This is a genomic window from Finegoldia sp. P2-F-LR (genome assembly GCF_052932265.1).
The window spans coordinates 148,685-163,707 of sequence record NZ_JBRFJF010000002.1 but is presented as its reverse complement, the minus strand read 5'-3'; the positions used below and the strand labels follow the sequence as shown (position 1 = coordinate 163,707).

Genomic DNA, 15,023 nt, shown 5'->3' with positions numbered 1-15,023 from the left:
AAAGATAAAGAGGTGATTAAATGAAACTAGAAATAATAGACATGATAGATGACGGAAGATGTGTCGCAAAACACGAAGGAAAAACAGTGTTCGTAGATGGAGGAAGTGTTGGAGAAATAATCGAAGCAAAGAAAATAAAAGAAAAAAAGAATTTGATATTTGCAACAAAAACAAAAACAATACAACAATCACCTCATAAACAAGAACCGCTTTGCCCACATTACTACGAATGTGACGGATGCAGCATGCAAGACATTACATACGAAAAAGAATTGGAAATCAAAAAAAATTCCGTACTCAATAAATTGCAACGAATCGCAAAGCTAGATATCAAAGATGTTGACATACTCACAAACGCTGAATATTATTACAGAAATAAAGTCGATTTGAAAGTGGAAAATGGAAAACTTGGATATTACAACAGAAAAACACACAACTTAACACAAATATCCACTTGTAAAATAGCGTCCAAAGCAATAAATGAAATGATAAATTGGCTGGAAAATCAGGATTTGAATGGCGTGTCGGAAATCAAAATCAGATCCAATTACAACGACGAAATCCAAATCTCCATGGATTATTTATCAGATGAAATGCTAGAAAATTTAAAATCTGTAGAAAACATCGTAGAAATTTATGCGAAAAATAAAAACTTTGATTTGATTTATAGGAAGAAACAATTTGTGGATAAAATCGGAGACTTATCATTCATAATAAGTCCAAAATCATTCTTCCAAGTAAACAAATACAACACAAGTTTGCTCTACGACACAGCAAAACAAATGATGGATGCAGAGGCAAATGACAGAATATTGGACCTATATTGCGGAATCGGAACTACAACAATGTACATTGGAAATGGCAACAACACAATCGGAGTCGAAGTCGTAAAAGATGCAGTAAAAGATGCCAACCAAAACAAAAAACTAAACAATCTTCAAAGCATTCAGTTTATTGAAGAAAAATCAGAAAACGTCGTAGGAAAACTCACAAAAGAGCACTTTGATATAATCCTAGTCGATCCACCACGAAAAGGAATGGATGAGAAAGTCGTCGACGCAATAATAAAATCCACCGCAAAAAAACTAGTCTACATCTCATGCGATCCCGCAACACTATCCAGAGACTTGAAGATGTTAACAGAAAACGGATTTGGAGTTAGAGATGTCAAATTGGTGGATATGTTCGCGAAGACAATGCATGTGGAGACGGTAGCTCTGTTGTCCAAACTAAATACAGAACATCATTTAGATATAGAAATAGGGGAAGATGAATTATCTGAAATTGACTTTTCAAAAGACGCAACTTATGGAGAAATTAAAAAGTATGTGTTAGATAAATACGGGCTAAAAGTTTCAAGCCTATATATTGCACAAATAAAAAGGAAACATGGTCTAATAGAGAGAGAAAATTATAATTTTAGTAAGAAAGAAAATCAAAGAGTGCCAAATTGCCCAGAAGAAAAAGAAAAAGCAATCGAAGATGCTTTAGAGCATTTTGGAATGATTTAAATAATATCTAAGATTGAAAATTTTAAAATTAAGACTTAAAAACTTTAAGATTAAAAAGATATGTACTTCTTATATAACCTAAGAAGATTAATTGAAAATCAGGGGAACGATGATGGTAAGATAAAAAATTTTAACAACTAAAGAAGAATTAGGCATTATTTCCAAAGAGGTTTTTATGAAGTTAAAAATACTGAAAAAGACTTGTTAGAATTGAAAATTTTAGATCATTGTGCAGGGTTTCGTGTCATAATAGTGATAGAGGCAAATAGTTATGTAAATATAAAGAGTTCAAGACTTCTACCAAAGTTTAAAACTCAAAAAATAAATAGTTGGTGTGCTGCTTAGAGTAACCATTTTGATAATGTGGATGCGAAACAAAAAGAGATAATCAGACTTCGTAAAAAATTGAAACAGGTTGAAATGGAGAATGATATTTTAAAGCAAGCTGCATTACTGTTAGGCAAAAAATAGACCTCATTATCTCGAACCGAGATAAATATAGCATTAGTGCAATGTGTAGACTACTTGGGGTCACAAGAAGTTTAGTCTATTATCATTTGAACAAAGAAAAAGATGTGAAATTAGATGAAGATGAAAAACTAATAGAAGAAATAAAAGAAATATTCAGAAGAAGTAGAAACAACTATGGAACACGCAAAATAAAAAAAGAACTAGGGAAAATTGGATATAAAATATCGAGAAGAAAAATAGGCCGAATAATGAAGAAAAATGGCCTAGTCTCAAACTATACAGTAGCACAATATAAAGTAATAAGATCCAAATGCAACGAAGAAGACATCCCTAACCTTTTAAATAGATAATTTGACAATAGAGACTATTTAGAAGCAATAGTAAGCGACCTAACATATGTAAGAGTAGGAAAAACATGGAATTATATATGTTTAATAATAGACTTAAACAGCCGTGAATTAATAGGATACTCATCAGGTAAAAACAAAGATGCAAATCTAGTAGCAGAAGCATTTTACTCAATAAGGCAGCCACTAAATCGTATAAAAATATTTCACACAGACAGAGGAAGAGAATTTAAAAATATAAAAATAGAAGAAATATTAAAGGTATTTGGGATAAAAAGATCGCTAAGTAAAAAAGGAAGCCCATATGATAACGCAGTAAGCGAAGCAGTCAATAAAGTAATGAAGACAGAATTCATATATCAGGAGAACTTTACTAATTTCCAAGAACTTAATCTAAAATTAGCAGAATACGTATATTGGTATAATAACCTAAGAATTCATGGATCTTTAGGATATAAAACACCAGTAGAATATAGAAAAGCAGAATAAAAAGCTCTGGAAGTTTCATAAATTAAATAAAATATATGAACAGACTGTCAAGGGCAAATTTCAACGAAATTTGGGCGAAGCCTTTACCCTTGATTGTCTGAGAATATATTTTATAATCTAAAGAAACTTTCAAGCTTGATAATGTTCGGTTATAAATTGTCTAAAAAAGGGTTGCCATTCCATGTATTTGGTTCATTAGAAGAATGCCGAGCAATGGGTAACATGACGCTGATGTGTTTATACACAAAAAAGCTACACGTGCGTTGGCTGACAACAGGGAGCTAAGTAAATTAACACCAGCTAAAATGTTTGACGCTATTAATAAATGACAAGTATATGAAATTGGTTTTACCTAGTTTAAAAAAGAAATTATAATGAAAATATGGAGGCTAAGAATATGAAGATTAATAATGAATGTTGTTGTGGATGCAAAACAGAAAAGCCGGATCAAATTAAAGACAATTGTCCTGTATGTAATAATGAAGGGATTTCCGTTAGTAAAGTAACTGTTGAACATCTAGTGGTAGATGATTATCGTAATGCTGTTAACGGAGATCAATATAAGATTTGCATGAACGAGGACTGCGACGTTGTTTACTATAACTTAGATAATGAAATAAAATTCTTGAAAGACCAAGTTAGAGTTCCTATCTGGTTTAAGAAAGATGCAGATCCTAAGTATGCTTGTTATTGTAGCGAAGTCACAGAAAATCAGGTAATTGAAGCAGTTGTAAAGCATGGCGCGAAATCCGTAAAAGAAGTAAATGCCATCACTGGGGCAATGAAAAATTCTAATTGTAAAGAAAACAATCCGTTGGGAGTTTGTTGTCATAAGATTATTCAGGAAGCTATCGATAAAGGCTTGAAAATGAAATAATTACAGTCGATATGTTCCTACAAACGAGAGCCAATCTTTGATATGTTTCCATCTACGAGCGTGGATATGTTCCCCATAACCTTAGGGGTTGAGAATGCAGTTTTGATAGCTATCAAGGCAACTCGACACACGTTGAAGCAGCAATTCTGATGACGTATTGTGGTTTGGACAAGGAATAATAGGAGTCAACCACAACATGTAGTGGTTTGAGTACGAAAATCGGGTCAAAAACAGGCTAAAAAATACCGTTTTTTGACCCTTTTAAATAGGGCATTTGACAGATGACATTTGATGTTTCGGGATTAAAAATCCATAGGGTGAGGTAGATTAGCACAGAACTTTATTGAATAGAGAAATTAAAAGTGATATAATCAGTTGCATAAGGAGGAGTTAAATATGTGTACATGTATTGCAGTAGTAGATATTACTTTATCTCATTTATAATGAAAAAAATTAAAGGAGGTAAAGGTATGGGTATGTTTTCTATATTTGTTATTGAGAGATTCCATTATCAACTAAACCAAAAATAATTGGTTATAATGAGCTCTTAAGATTAGTTCATTATAACCGGCAAGGAGAAGGTTATAATGAAACAGAAAAACCTGAAAAATACGCAAAATTTCATTACATCTAAAAAGCATGTAAAGGAAATATTAAAATATACGAATATCAATAAACAAGATAAAATAATAGAAATTGGGTCAGGAAAAGGACATTTTACCAAGGAACTTGTGGAAATGAGTCAACGGGTGAATGCTATAGAGATTGATGAAGGTTTATGTCATGCCACGAAAAAAGCAGTTGAACCTTTTCAGAATATAAAAGTTATTCATGAGGATATTTTGAAGTTTAGCTTTCCTAAAAATACAGACTATAAAATATTTGGTAATATTCCCTACAATATTAGTACTGATATTGTAAAAAAGATTGCTTTTGATAGTCAAGCGAAATATAGCTACCTTATTGTAGAGAGGGGATTTGCTAAAAGGTTGCAAAATACCCAACGAGCTTTAGGTTTGCTGTTAATGGTGGAAATGGATATAAAAATTCTTAAAAAAGTGCCACGAGCATATTTTCACCCTAAGCCTAATGTAGATTCTGTATTGATTGTACTTGAAAGGCATAAACCATTTATTTTAAAGAAGGACTACAAAAAGTATAGATTTTTCGTTTATAAATGGGTAAACAGGGAATATCATGTTCTTTTTACTAAAAATCAATTAAGACAGGTGCTGAAGCATGCGAATGTTACTGATCTTGATAAATTATCCAATGAACAATTTTTGTCTGTTTTCAATAGTTACAAATTATTTCAATAAATTAAAAATAATTAAGCGTTCTCTAACTTTAAGAGAACGCTTAATCTTATTACATTGAAAAATGCATTCTATTATTTTCAATTATTATGATATAACATAACTATCATTTTACTTATTTGCATATTTGCACGAAAATATAGTTATCGACGACTATTCTGATAATAGCAACTAATATAGTCAATGATAACTCAAAATTTATTGATATAGTAGGTATATGTGCAACTAATTAATGAAGAAATAATATTTAAAGGAATTTGAAATGTAGCAAATAGATGTATTAGAATATCTGATATTCTAATACATCTATTTGTATATAAATCAAGATTAAATATCGAGAATATGGTGGCGAAGTTTAGGTCAACTAAAGACCAATAAACTTCGTCATTTTTTTATGCTTAAAAATAGAAAGAAAGGATTGGGAACAATGTCAAAATTATTTATGTATGGTACATCCTTGGAAGGAATAGAGCAATTGATGGTTATGGTTCCAAATTTCCAGCCAAGAGGAAATGGAATAATCATCAATAATTATTTTAATTGCCAAGGGGGTGATGGAGATTGCAAGATTGGTGTGATTAATGTTGATGATGATTGTAAGGAGTGTGGACACATTGGTTCAAACTTCAAAATCAATGTGGATAGATGTAGATATAAGGATCTAGTCAGAGAGTGCTTTGGAAAGATAAATAATTATTATTTAAAGGAAAGATTAGAAAGTCTAGCAAATAATTTCAAGGGGGAAATCTTTTTAAATCATAACCACAAAGAAAGATTCTATAATTTTCTTCGAAACCAAGATCTAGATATTCATGATATATCCCCAAGATTTATTGCTATCCTATTTTTACTTACTGCCGATGAAAATCTATGGAAGGTTTCTGAAAATCATATTTTAAATGTTAAGTTTGGCTTAAAACAAATATGTCTTCGGGATATAGATACCAATGGCTATGCCTTATACCAAACTGCAAAGACCCTATCAACTGGAAAGGAGTGTATAAGAATCAATGAGCTAGCAGATAGGGAATTAATAGATGACTATATATTTAAATCAATAATTAACTCTGCCTTAATCAATAGATACGGGACAGAGTTATTTTTAATTAATAAATAGAATGGAGGAAAAAGATTGAATATAACTATTAAAAAATCAAGGGATGATGATAAAAGAAAAACCATATGGATTCCAATGGAGGAAGATAAACTACAAGAGGTATGCAATGAATTAGGAATAGAAATGAGTACAAGGTCAAACTGTTATATAGAAGGCAGTAGGGATGAAAGATTTTCAAATATACTGGCTGATAAAAATGTAAATATAGATGAACTAAACTATTTAATGAAAAGATTTGATGGGTTCAGTCCAAGGGAAATAGAAAAGTTTTGTGCTGCGACCTTTACAGAAGAACCTAATACAATGGCAGATTTAGTAAGCCTAAGTTTCAACTTGCATTGCTATAGCCTTATAAATAACTTCAGCGATTTTGATAAGCTAGGCAAGGATCTATATTAAACTGAGAAAATGGCAGTAGCAACTAAAGAATTAGATGAACTAGATGGAGAAGAATATGCAATGGAAGTAATAAAAAACAATAAAAGTGCTAGAGTAACTCCTTATTTCGTCTTTTGACTCATCAAGTATTTTTAATATTCTTGGTGCCTATTTTTGTATTAAATGTAATAAATGAAAAGTTTATATGTATACAGAAAGACTATATGGTAATATATTCAATTAACGAGAAAAAGAATATTAGAAAGATATTTTATATTATTTTGGGGACTGAATTAATATTTTATATTTTGGGACAAATTTTTTTTCAAGGAATTAATTATTTTATAACAGGTGAAGTGTATTTAATTAGTATTAAGTTTAATGTATTAACAATTTTAGAAATTCTATCTGCAAGTTATATAGTTCTATCTATTTTATTACTATTAAAAAAGGATTTGTTTACTTATATAAACTATTACATTTTATTAATGGTACTTTTAGTAGTTAATAGTGGATATATTACATTTCCGATGACTATAAAAGTTTTAAGTTTACTACAACATGATTATATAAAACTACTACTATCAAGAACATTTTTGTTTTTGTTAACCTTCTTTATTTTTAAAATGTCTCTTAAAAGATATAGTAGTAAATTTTATGGTGGATAATAATGGATAAATTGGCATATATTGGAGTTATAAATCATGATGAAAATGTTGAATATCCATTAAATTTTTCCAGTGATGGTATTTATGAAGTTGTTTGTAAATTTAATGGTGGATGTGAAATAAAAATCAAATCAAGTAATTATATAGATGCTCATGAAATTCATAAAGATTATTATAAATTTCACATTAATGTTTTTCTGCCAATTATTGGACTAATAGGTTTAGTATATGGGGTAAAGGAAAAGGATAAGTTGTTTATGGCATTAAATATCCTTTTGATTTTATTACTTCCTATAACAATGTTCGTAGGTCATCTAGTAGGATCTCCTTAAGTAATATAATAAGCTTAGAGTAAAATTTTGTAAATAATCTTAAAAAGATATAAGTTTATCTGCTTATAGCATTTTATCTCTCCACTTCCTTCCCATAAGTGATTTTCATAGTTTTTCCTATACTGAAAAAGGTCAGAAAATTCTTCTTTATTCAAAGAATGCTCTTGCATAAGGGTATTCTTTTTTATTGCAACTTATCGAGTCTGATTAATATTTCTTTTATGTTTGGTAATATTTTATAGATTTCTAAAATTTCATTAGTAGCTATTTTATAAATAGAAAGTTCGATATAATACTTCTCTGTAAATTGGTTTTATTCAGTTTTTTTACATTTTTATACTTCATGATGTAAGATCTTTATTTCAGTTTCAATTTTTTAAAATTTATTCAGTGGATGTTGTATATCATAAGAAAATAACTAGCTTTAAATCAATTTCTCCAAACCTAGATTTTATATCTACATCTATTTATTTTAGTACAGATAAGATTGAGCGATTACATCAATACGATTATGTCCTAAGTATTTGCTGGTTATTAACATAGCTTTTCGATCTAATATTTCTCCAGCTCTATCATTTCTCATGATGTATCTTTCTCCTCCTTCTGAAATTAAACCACCAGGTATTTCATCTATTGGTCTTGCATAATGATTATAAATTCTCTTGGCGTATACTGCTCTGTAGTGGTGGTTGTCATAATGAGAAGGTAATTTTGGTGCTATTTTAAGCTCTCCAGCTTCTTTAAAAATATTTATTATTTCATCTGTTTCTTCTTTATCTTTGCCCATGATTAAAGCTAAGCGTTTTTTTCCACCTTTTCCTTGTCTAACTTTTACATAATATTTTCCGTTGATTTCTTTTAAATCAACCCCTCTTACAGCTTCCATTTCTTTTTTTCTTAATCCTGTAGAGCTTGTTATTTTAGAAAATTTTCTTTCTAGCTCTTCTGATATGTGTTTATCTCTTTTAGCTTCATATCGACTTCTTTTAATTGATTTTCTTGTCCTTGGAGCTGTCGCTATAAAGTTTGTAGATGATGTTCTTAAAACCTTTGCTATAGCTGATTTAGATGTGCTAATTGAGTAAGCAGATAAGTCTTGATTTGTTAAGTTTTTCAGATATTCATTTACGTGTTCTGTTTTAACTTGTTGCATTTTCTTTATTTCAGGATAATTTTCTTTCAAAAATTCTGCAAATTTATAACATTGTTTTTTGTATGTCTTATAAGTTGTAACGCTATAAATTTTATTTATTGTTGTAGTTGATAAATCATTTTTATCGTCATTTCTTGATGTACTCATACCATCATTTAACATTCTTGTTAATCTATCATAAATCTGATTTTTTAAAATGTTTTTTTGCTTTCTTTTATCCCATTTTTTAGTTTTTTTCTTTTCTTCATCTATTATTCCAAATTCTTTGTTAAAAGCTTTGTTTGTGATATTAAAAGACATAGAATGCTCCTTTCAAATATATAACTATCTTTTTAAAATTAAAGCTCTTAAAAACGATTCTAGAGCCTTATTTGTTACTCTAATTGTTAAGACTAAGCTTTTTATACTACCGAGTCCGTAGAAGCTTCTAAGTTGTCCAATCTAAGACAAAACACATTTTTTAAAGAGCTTGGCTTGCTCTAAAGTACACATTTTTAGATTGATAGCTTGGCTTGCTATTTAATGCTTTTGTAAGTGAATTCCTACACTATACATTTTTTTACATACTTAAAATTTTTGCTCTATAAATCTTTTTTATTTTTTTCTTACTTCATATTTTGCGACTTCCTCTCTTTGTTTCCTCATTTTTGATCACTTATCTTTTTTATTTTCTCCATACCATCAATCTTCTATTTATAATTTGTCAGAAAAGGTTCTTAATAACAAAAGAGTTTAAAAACTTATCCTTGGTAAATACCCTAAATCTGTTTATACGTCCATAAATGGACCGTATAAACAGATTTTATTTATTGGAAATCCTGTGTAGAAAATAAAAATATTAAATTTTCTGACATATAAGAGATAGATTAAAAACTTTCTTTTATATGGGGGAATTATGAAAATAGAAAAAAAACATCTTAGTAAGATATGAGAAATTTCAACGCATTGGCTTTGATAGAGTGAAATTTAAGAATGTAAGAGTTACCGAGTATGAGATTAATCACTTAATAAGCTTATATCAGAACTCATATGGAATAACGAAATTTAGTTATTATAGAAAAGAACTGAAATCCATTCGAATTGAAAGGGGAGGAATTGGGCGATTGGAGATAAGAAGAGAGAATTGTTGCAACATAGATTGTGGCTTATATGCAAGAATAGATTTTTCGCCAACGGACATTCTAGGACAAAATATAGAAAATTTTTCTTTAGAAGAATTAAAAGATGTGGTTGTGGAAATTAAAAATATATTATACGAAGATTATAAAATTGAGATAGACATATCAAATGTCATTTTTAACTATTGTGAAATTAACTACAATTATTTAACGACAGGTAATACTAAAGATTTTGAAGACCCATTACGTACTCTGGTTAGATTTATCCCGTATATGAAAATTTGCATAGATATTGAAAACCATAAAGAGAAAGACGGCTATGAATCCAAAACAATAACAGCACAAAATCAACGACATAAAATTACATTTTATGATAAATTAAAAGAAACAAAAAAGAAGCATAAAAATAAAGAAATCGTCATCGTTGATGAAAATGGAGAGATACTAAATGGGAGTATTTATAGATATGAGCATACAATAAAAAAAACAGATAAGTTTAAAGATTTTTTTGAAGAAACAAATCTTTTTAATTTAAATGAAGAAGTGTTTCGTCAAAAATTATTCTTATATTTAGAAAAAAATCTTTTTAAGCCATATGAAAAGCAAAAATTAATGTGTAGAGACCTTCTTGTGAAAGCCGTTAAAAAATATAGGGAAAAGGATCGAAGAGGAAAAGAGTGGGGAAGCTTAATGATTAGCGATATCCTAATTCAAGAAAGGCAATTAGGTTATCAAATACTTTTTGATTCAGATGATTTGTTAGAAATTGTTAGTGAAGTTTTTTTAAAAGATAAAAACAAAGGGCGCATTTTAGGATATATAAAAAGACTGTTATGCAAGGAGCCGTATCTTTATTATTCTAAAAATAAAAAAGAGAAAGTTGAAAATTTAGTTTATAGTATAAAAAGTCAATTTCATGACCTCATTAAATGAGGATAGAAGTGATATGTATTGTGAAAAAGGATAGATATTCGATTGGTGTAAGTAGTAGAATTTAAAGAAAGTATTACTCTCTTTAGTTAGTGTAAAAGATAAGTAGCAATCTCTTATAATAATAGGAAGAATTTTCAATGACGACAAGTTTGTTATTGGATATTAATTCTGACATATAAAGACTGTAAGAAGTAACTATATATATTAGGAAAGGAAATTATTATGATATTAGAAAAAGAAGAATTGTTGGATAAGGTTTTTAAAAGTGTAGTCATGAATATTATGTCGGTAGAAAAATCTATTTTAAGTGAAGAAGTGTGGCTAGATGTTGGAGGACACTATTATTGTGTAGATGGCGTCAGAGATATTTTACTAGAAAGAGAAGGTGAGTCACTTCAGTACTTTTTAAGCGATATGATAGTAACCATAAGATGCTATGCAGAAGTTTATGGAAGTTTTGATATAGAGCTTGATTTAGAGAGTATAGGCTTTAAAAACTTCATAAAGTTGTCCCATTTGTTTAATGAAAAATTCTTTAATAACTGGCATAGCTTTGTGTATGAGATCCAAAGAGAGTGACTAAAAAATTATAATTAAATCTAGTAAAAATAAAAGCTTGAGATTGTCTAACCTCAAGCTTTTATTTTTTAATTCACAGCTAAATCATCCACTATTAAATCCTCATAGTCAACTGTAATTTCATCATAATTTTTCCTTGCAGAGACTAGTATTGCCGATACGAATACAAAGTCATTTATTTCGAGCGAAACATCATTTACACGCATGTTTTTAGAGTATTGAAGTGTAATTACTTGCTCTCTATAGTCTCGCACTTGAATCGTAATCCAATTATTGAACTCTTTGATGCTTAAGATAGAACCGCTAAGAAAAACTCGTGAAAATGGGTTTTTAAATTAAAAACACAATAAAAATCTGATTATCCGCTAAAATACAGTATCTATCAGCATTTTCAAGGAAACAAACACATCAATTTACTACTTATTTACTACTAACGAATGAGCCTTGATACGCAAGTTTTCCTAGATATGCAAAGATATGGTACAACACATCAGTATTGAAACAAGAAAAAATTGAATAACCTATAGACTATGGAACGCCTAACATGACGTTCCTTTTCTATTTCCAGCCGTTCTTATTGGACGGCTATTTTATTACCCAAAATGAAAGGAGCATTAGATTTATGAAAAAGATGTTAAAACGATTGTGTACGGGCTTCTTAGCTCTTGCAACTGTCGTTACTGCTTTACCGACGACACCCGTTCATGCAGAAAGCAAGCAATACTGGACGGAGTCAAAAGAGCGTGTCGGTATCGTTGAAAAAGTAATGAATGACGGTTCGATTGGTTCTACCTTTAATGAGGGACATTTAACCGTTGAGGGCGAGGACGCTTACTGTATCGACATTAACACAGATTTTAGGAACGGCTACAAGACCAGAGCTGACGCAAGCACCCGTATGAGTGCCGACCAGATAAGCGACGTTGCCTTATCTATCGAATATGTGAAACAGTACACAGACAGCCACAGCGGAATAAGCAAAAATCACGCTTACCTTTTAAGACAGCTTGTAGTCTGGCAGAGATTGAGCGTACATCTTGGCTGGCAATGTGATAACGTGCGAGCTTCTTATGATGAAATTCCAAAGGCAACGCAGGACGAAGTTTTCTCTGGTGCTAGAGCCTTTGTCAAAGAAAATAAAGGACGCTATGAATGTGGCGGTTATATCTACTCTGGCGAGGGGCAGGAATTGGGACAATTCTGGGCGAAACTGAATGTCGGAAATGCGAAACTTCAAAAGGCTTCCAGTAATACCAGCATTACAGACGGTAACGGGAATTACTCAATCGCTGGTGCAACATACGGTGTCTTTGCTGATAAGGACTGCACGAAACAGCTTGCCACCCTTACGACTGATGAAAACGGAAACACAGATGTTGCAGAGGTAAAAGCAGGCACAGTCTATATCAAGGAATTATCCGCACCAGCAGGATATAAAGTAGATAAAACTGTATATTCCTTAAAGGTTGAAGCTGGAACGACAGCAACCTTGAATGTATCTGATACGCCGAAAGTAACGGACACTTTGATTGAACTTTTCAAGATTGATATGGAAACACAGAAAGACAATCCGCAGGGGAACGCTTCTTTAGCAGGTGCGGAATTTACATGGAAGTATTATGCAGGCTTCTATAACAAAGACAATCTCCCTGCCGAAGCTACTCGTACATGGGTTACAAAGACAATCGCTGAAACAGACGGCGACGGGACAACCCATTATATTACAAAATTAGCGGACGCTTACAAGGTATCTGGCGACAGCTTCTATATGCAGGACGGCAAGGCGGTTCTTCCACTTGGAACGCTAACCGTTGAAGAAACAAAAGCTCCAAACGGCTACTTGTTAGACGGTGCATATATGCAGGCTGGCGATAAGTCCGAACAGATTAAGGGCTTATATGTAACACAGATTACCGAGGACGGCGACCTTGCCGTATTATCTGGAAGTAACCAGTTTTCCGTATCAGACAAGGTTATCCGTGGCGGTGTCAAAATTCAGAAACGAGATTTAGAAACGGGCGATACAAAGCCACAAGGAAGTGCCACTTTGAAAGATACAGCTTTTGACATCATTTCCTTAAATGAAAATGCGGTATTGGTTGAGGGTAAGCTCTATAAGAAAAATGAAGTGGTAAAGACAATTCGTACAGATATTGAGGGTATCACTTCTACTTCTGCTGACCTTTTACCTTATGGAAAATTCCGTATCGTTGAAAGTGAAGCTCCCAACGGTTACTTAACTGACGGTGCAAAACCGATTGATTTTACAATCACAGAAAATGGAAAAATCGTGGACTTAACAGACGAAGCCCATTCTATCTATAATCAGATTAAGCGTGGAGATATTGAGGGTGTAAAAATCGGTGCAGGCACACACAAGCGTCTTGCTGATGTTCCCTTTAGGATCACAAGCAAGACGACGGGCGAAAATCATGTTGTGGTAACTGATGATAACGGGCAGTTTTCCACTTCTGCTGACTGGGCTTCACATAAGCACAATACAAACGCAGGAAAGACCAGCGAGGACGGTGTGTGGTTTGGAACTTCTGAACCAGACGACAGCAAGGGTGCGTTGCCTTATGATACCTACATCATTGAAGAAATGCGTTGCGACAGTAACAAAGGTTTTGAACTTATCCCACCTTTTGAAATCGTGGTATCAAGAAATAACCTTGTGGTTGATTTAGGAACGCTGACTGATGAATACGAAAAAGAAATCTCTATCCATACCACAGCAACCAGCAAAGACGGCGAAAAAACTATCCTTGCAGGAAAAGAGGTAACAATCGTTGATACTGTCAAATTAGACGGACTTACAAAAGGCACAAAGTATCAGCTCAAAGGCTGGCAGATGTTAAAAGAAGAAAATACAGAGCTTATCATTGACGGGAAACGTGTAGAAAACGATTATACTTTTGTCGCTGATGATGAAGAAATGAAAGTGGAAATTTCCTATACATTCAATGCGTCTGCTTTAGGTGGCAAAAACCTTGTTACCTTTGAAGAATTGTATGATTTCAGCAATCCAGACGAACCCGTGAAAGTTGCGGAACATAAAGACATTGAGGACGACGGGCAGACCGTTTTAATTACAGAACGTATCATCAAGATACATACGACTGCTACGGATAAGGACGGCAACAAAGAGCTTGAAGCTGGAAAAGACGTTACATTCATTGATACCGTAACCTTAGAGGGCTTGGAAGTCGGTACACAGTACAAACTTGTGGGCTGGCAGATGTTAAGGGAAGAAAATGCAGAGCTTCTTATCAATGGAAAACGTGTGGAAAGTGATTATACGTTTATCGCTGACAGCGAAACTATGAAAGTGGAAGTTGCCTTTACCTTTGACGCTACTTCTCTTGACGGCAAACAGCTTGTAACTTTTGAAGAATTGTACGATTTGAGCAATCCAGACGAACCGAAGAAAGTTACCGAACATAAGGATATTGAGGATAAGGGACAGACAATTACCTTTAAGGAAAAGCCAGAAGAACCAGAGAAACCCGAAACACCACCGACACCAGAAAAGCCTAACAGACCGAGCGACAGTCCCAAAACGGGCGATAACACAAACCTTTACGGACTGCTTGCACTTCTTTTGACCTCTGGTGCTGGACTGGCAGGTATCTTCTTCTACAAACGCCGTAAAATGAAAAAATCATAAGGCGGTAACGGTATGAGAAAAGAAAAATCACGCTCTCCGCCGAAGCTGTCAAACGGCAGACTTCCGC

11 protein-coding genes and 2 pseudogenes are annotated in these 15,023 nt (G+C 32.3%); 11 read left to right on the top strand and 2 right to left on the bottom strand.

Going from position 1 to position 15,023, the window contains the following annotated elements; all coding sequences use genetic code 11:
* The first annotated feature begins 20 nt into the window (after positions 1-20).
* The 8 genes and pseudogenes from rlmD (at position 21) to ACU68W_RS01975 (ending at position 7,506) form a co-directional block, all read left to right on the top strand.
* On the top strand, positions 21-1,511 hold the full coding sequence (gene rlmD, locus ACU68W_RS02010) for a 23S rRNA (uracil(1939)-C(5))-methyltransferase RlmD (RefSeq protein WP_446756014.1): 1,491 nt from the start codon (positions 21-23) through the stop codon (positions 1,509-1,511).
* 357 nt (positions 1,512-1,868) lie between these two features.
* A pseudogene (locus tag ACU68W_RS02005) lies at positions 1,869-2,818 on the top strand (IS3 family transposase); the annotation flags it as partial.
* 397 nt (positions 2,819-3,215) lie between these two features.
* Positions 3,216-3,695 (top strand): Csac_0668 family 2Fe-2S cluster-binding (seleno)protein, encoded by a 480-nt coding sequence (locus ACU68W_RS02000; protein WP_000700631.1) that lies wholly within the window; start codon positions 3,216-3,218, stop codon positions 3,693-3,695.
* 404 nt (positions 3,696-4,099) lie between these two features.
* A complete protein-coding gene (locus ACU68W_RS01995; protein WP_017650677.1) occupies positions 4,100-4,225 on the top strand; it encodes an erythromycin resistance leader peptide in 126 nt (41 codons plus the stop codon).
* A 57-nt stretch (positions 4,226-4,282) separates the two neighbouring features.
* On the top strand, positions 4,283-5,014 hold the full coding sequence (erm(A), locus tag ACU68W_RS01990) for a 23S rRNA (adenine(2058)-N(6))-methyltransferase Erm(A) (protein ID WP_070815268.1): 732 nt from the start codon (positions 4,283-4,285) through the stop codon (positions 5,012-5,014).
* Between the two features lie 424 nt (positions 5,015-5,438).
* The gene (locus ACU68W_RS01985; protein ID WP_000039974.1) at positions 5,439-6,128 is read left to right on the top strand and encodes a hypothetical protein; all 690 of its coding nucleotides are present in this window, start codon (positions 5,439-5,441) and stop codon (positions 6,126-6,128) included.
* A gap of 15 nt (positions 6,129-6,143) precedes the next feature.
* A complete protein-coding gene (locus ACU68W_RS01980) occupies positions 6,144-6,527 on the top strand; it encodes a hypothetical protein (RefSeq protein WP_001027813.1) in 384 nt (127 codons plus the stop codon).
* Positions 6,528-7,176: 649 nt separating this feature from the next.
* Positions 7,177-7,506, top strand: a complete 330-nt coding sequence (locus ACU68W_RS01975; RefSeq protein WP_000359188.1) for a hypothetical protein — start codon at positions 7,177-7,179, stop codon at positions 7,504-7,506.
* Between the two features lie 73 nt (positions 7,507-7,579).
* On the opposite strand, the pseudogene ACU68W_RS01970 reads toward ACU68W_RS01975, so the two are convergent.
* Together ACU68W_RS01970 and ACU68W_RS01965 are read right to left on the bottom strand one after the other, a co-directional pair.
* A pseudogene (locus tag ACU68W_RS01970) lies at positions 7,580-7,816 on the bottom strand (hypothetical protein); the annotation flags it as partial.
* Positions 7,817-7,978: 162 nt separating this feature from the next.
* Positions 7,979-8,959 (bottom strand): site-specific integrase, encoded by a 981-nt coding sequence (locus ACU68W_RS01965; protein ID WP_000009490.1) that lies wholly within the window; start codon positions 8,957-8,959, stop codon positions 7,979-7,981.
* 803 nt (positions 8,960-9,762) lie between these two features.
* On the opposite strand from ACU68W_RS01965, the gene ACU68W_RS01960 reads away from it, so the two are divergent.
* The 3 genes from ACU68W_RS01960 (at position 9,763) to ACU68W_RS01950 (ending at position 14,956) form a co-directional block, all read left to right on the top strand.
* The gene (locus ACU68W_RS01960; protein ID WP_243402569.1) at positions 9,763-10,710 is read left to right on the top strand and encodes a hypothetical protein; all 948 of its coding nucleotides are present in this window, start codon (positions 9,763-9,765) and stop codon (positions 10,708-10,710) included.
* A 222-nt stretch (positions 10,711-10,932) separates the two neighbouring features.
* Positions 10,933-11,289, top strand: a complete 357-nt coding sequence (locus ACU68W_RS01955) for a hypothetical protein (RefSeq protein ID WP_000599722.1) — start codon at positions 10,933-10,935, stop codon at positions 11,287-11,289.
* 622 nt (positions 11,290-11,911) lie between these two features.
* Entirely contained in the window at positions 11,912-14,956 is a 3,045-nt protein-coding gene (locus tag ACU68W_RS01950) for an SrtB-anchored collagen-binding adhesin (protein ID WP_003417594.1), read from the top strand.
* The last annotated feature ends 67 nt before the right edge of the window (positions 14,957-15,023 follow it).

What these genes read in the sequence shown, in the direction of transcription:
- ACU68W_RS01950 (WP_003417594.1), top strand. Translation starts at nt 11,912, where the DNA reads ATGAAAAAGATGTTAAAACGATTGTGTACGGGCTTCTTAGCTCTTGCA.
- ACU68W_RS01955 (WP_000599722.1), top strand. Translation starts at nt 10,933, where the DNA reads ATGATATTAGAAAAAGAAGAATTGTTGGATAAGGTTTTTAAAAGTGTA.
- ACU68W_RS01995 (WP_017650677.1), top strand. Translation starts at nt 4,100, where the DNA reads ATGTATTGCAGTAGTAGATATTACTTTATCTCATTTATAATGAAAAAA.
- ACU68W_RS01985 (WP_000039974.1), top strand. Translation starts at nt 5,439, where the DNA reads ATGTCAAAATTATTTATGTATGGTACATCCTTGGAAGGAATAGAGCAA.
- ACU68W_RS01965 (WP_000009490.1), bottom strand. Translation starts at nt 8,959, where the DNA reads ATGTCTTTTAATATCACAAACAAAGCTTTTAACAAAGAATTTGGAATA.
- ACU68W_RS02000 (WP_000700631.1), top strand. Translation starts at nt 3,216, where the DNA reads ATGAAGATTAATAATGAATGTTGTTGTGGATGCAAAACAGAAAAGCCG.
- ACU68W_RS01975 (WP_000359188.1), top strand. Translation starts at nt 7,177, where the DNA reads ATGGATAAATTGGCATATATTGGAGTTATAAATCATGATGAAAATGTT.
- rlmD (WP_446756014.1), top strand. Translation starts at nt 21, where the DNA reads ATGAAACTAGAAATAATAGACATGATAGATGACGGAAGATGTGTCGCA.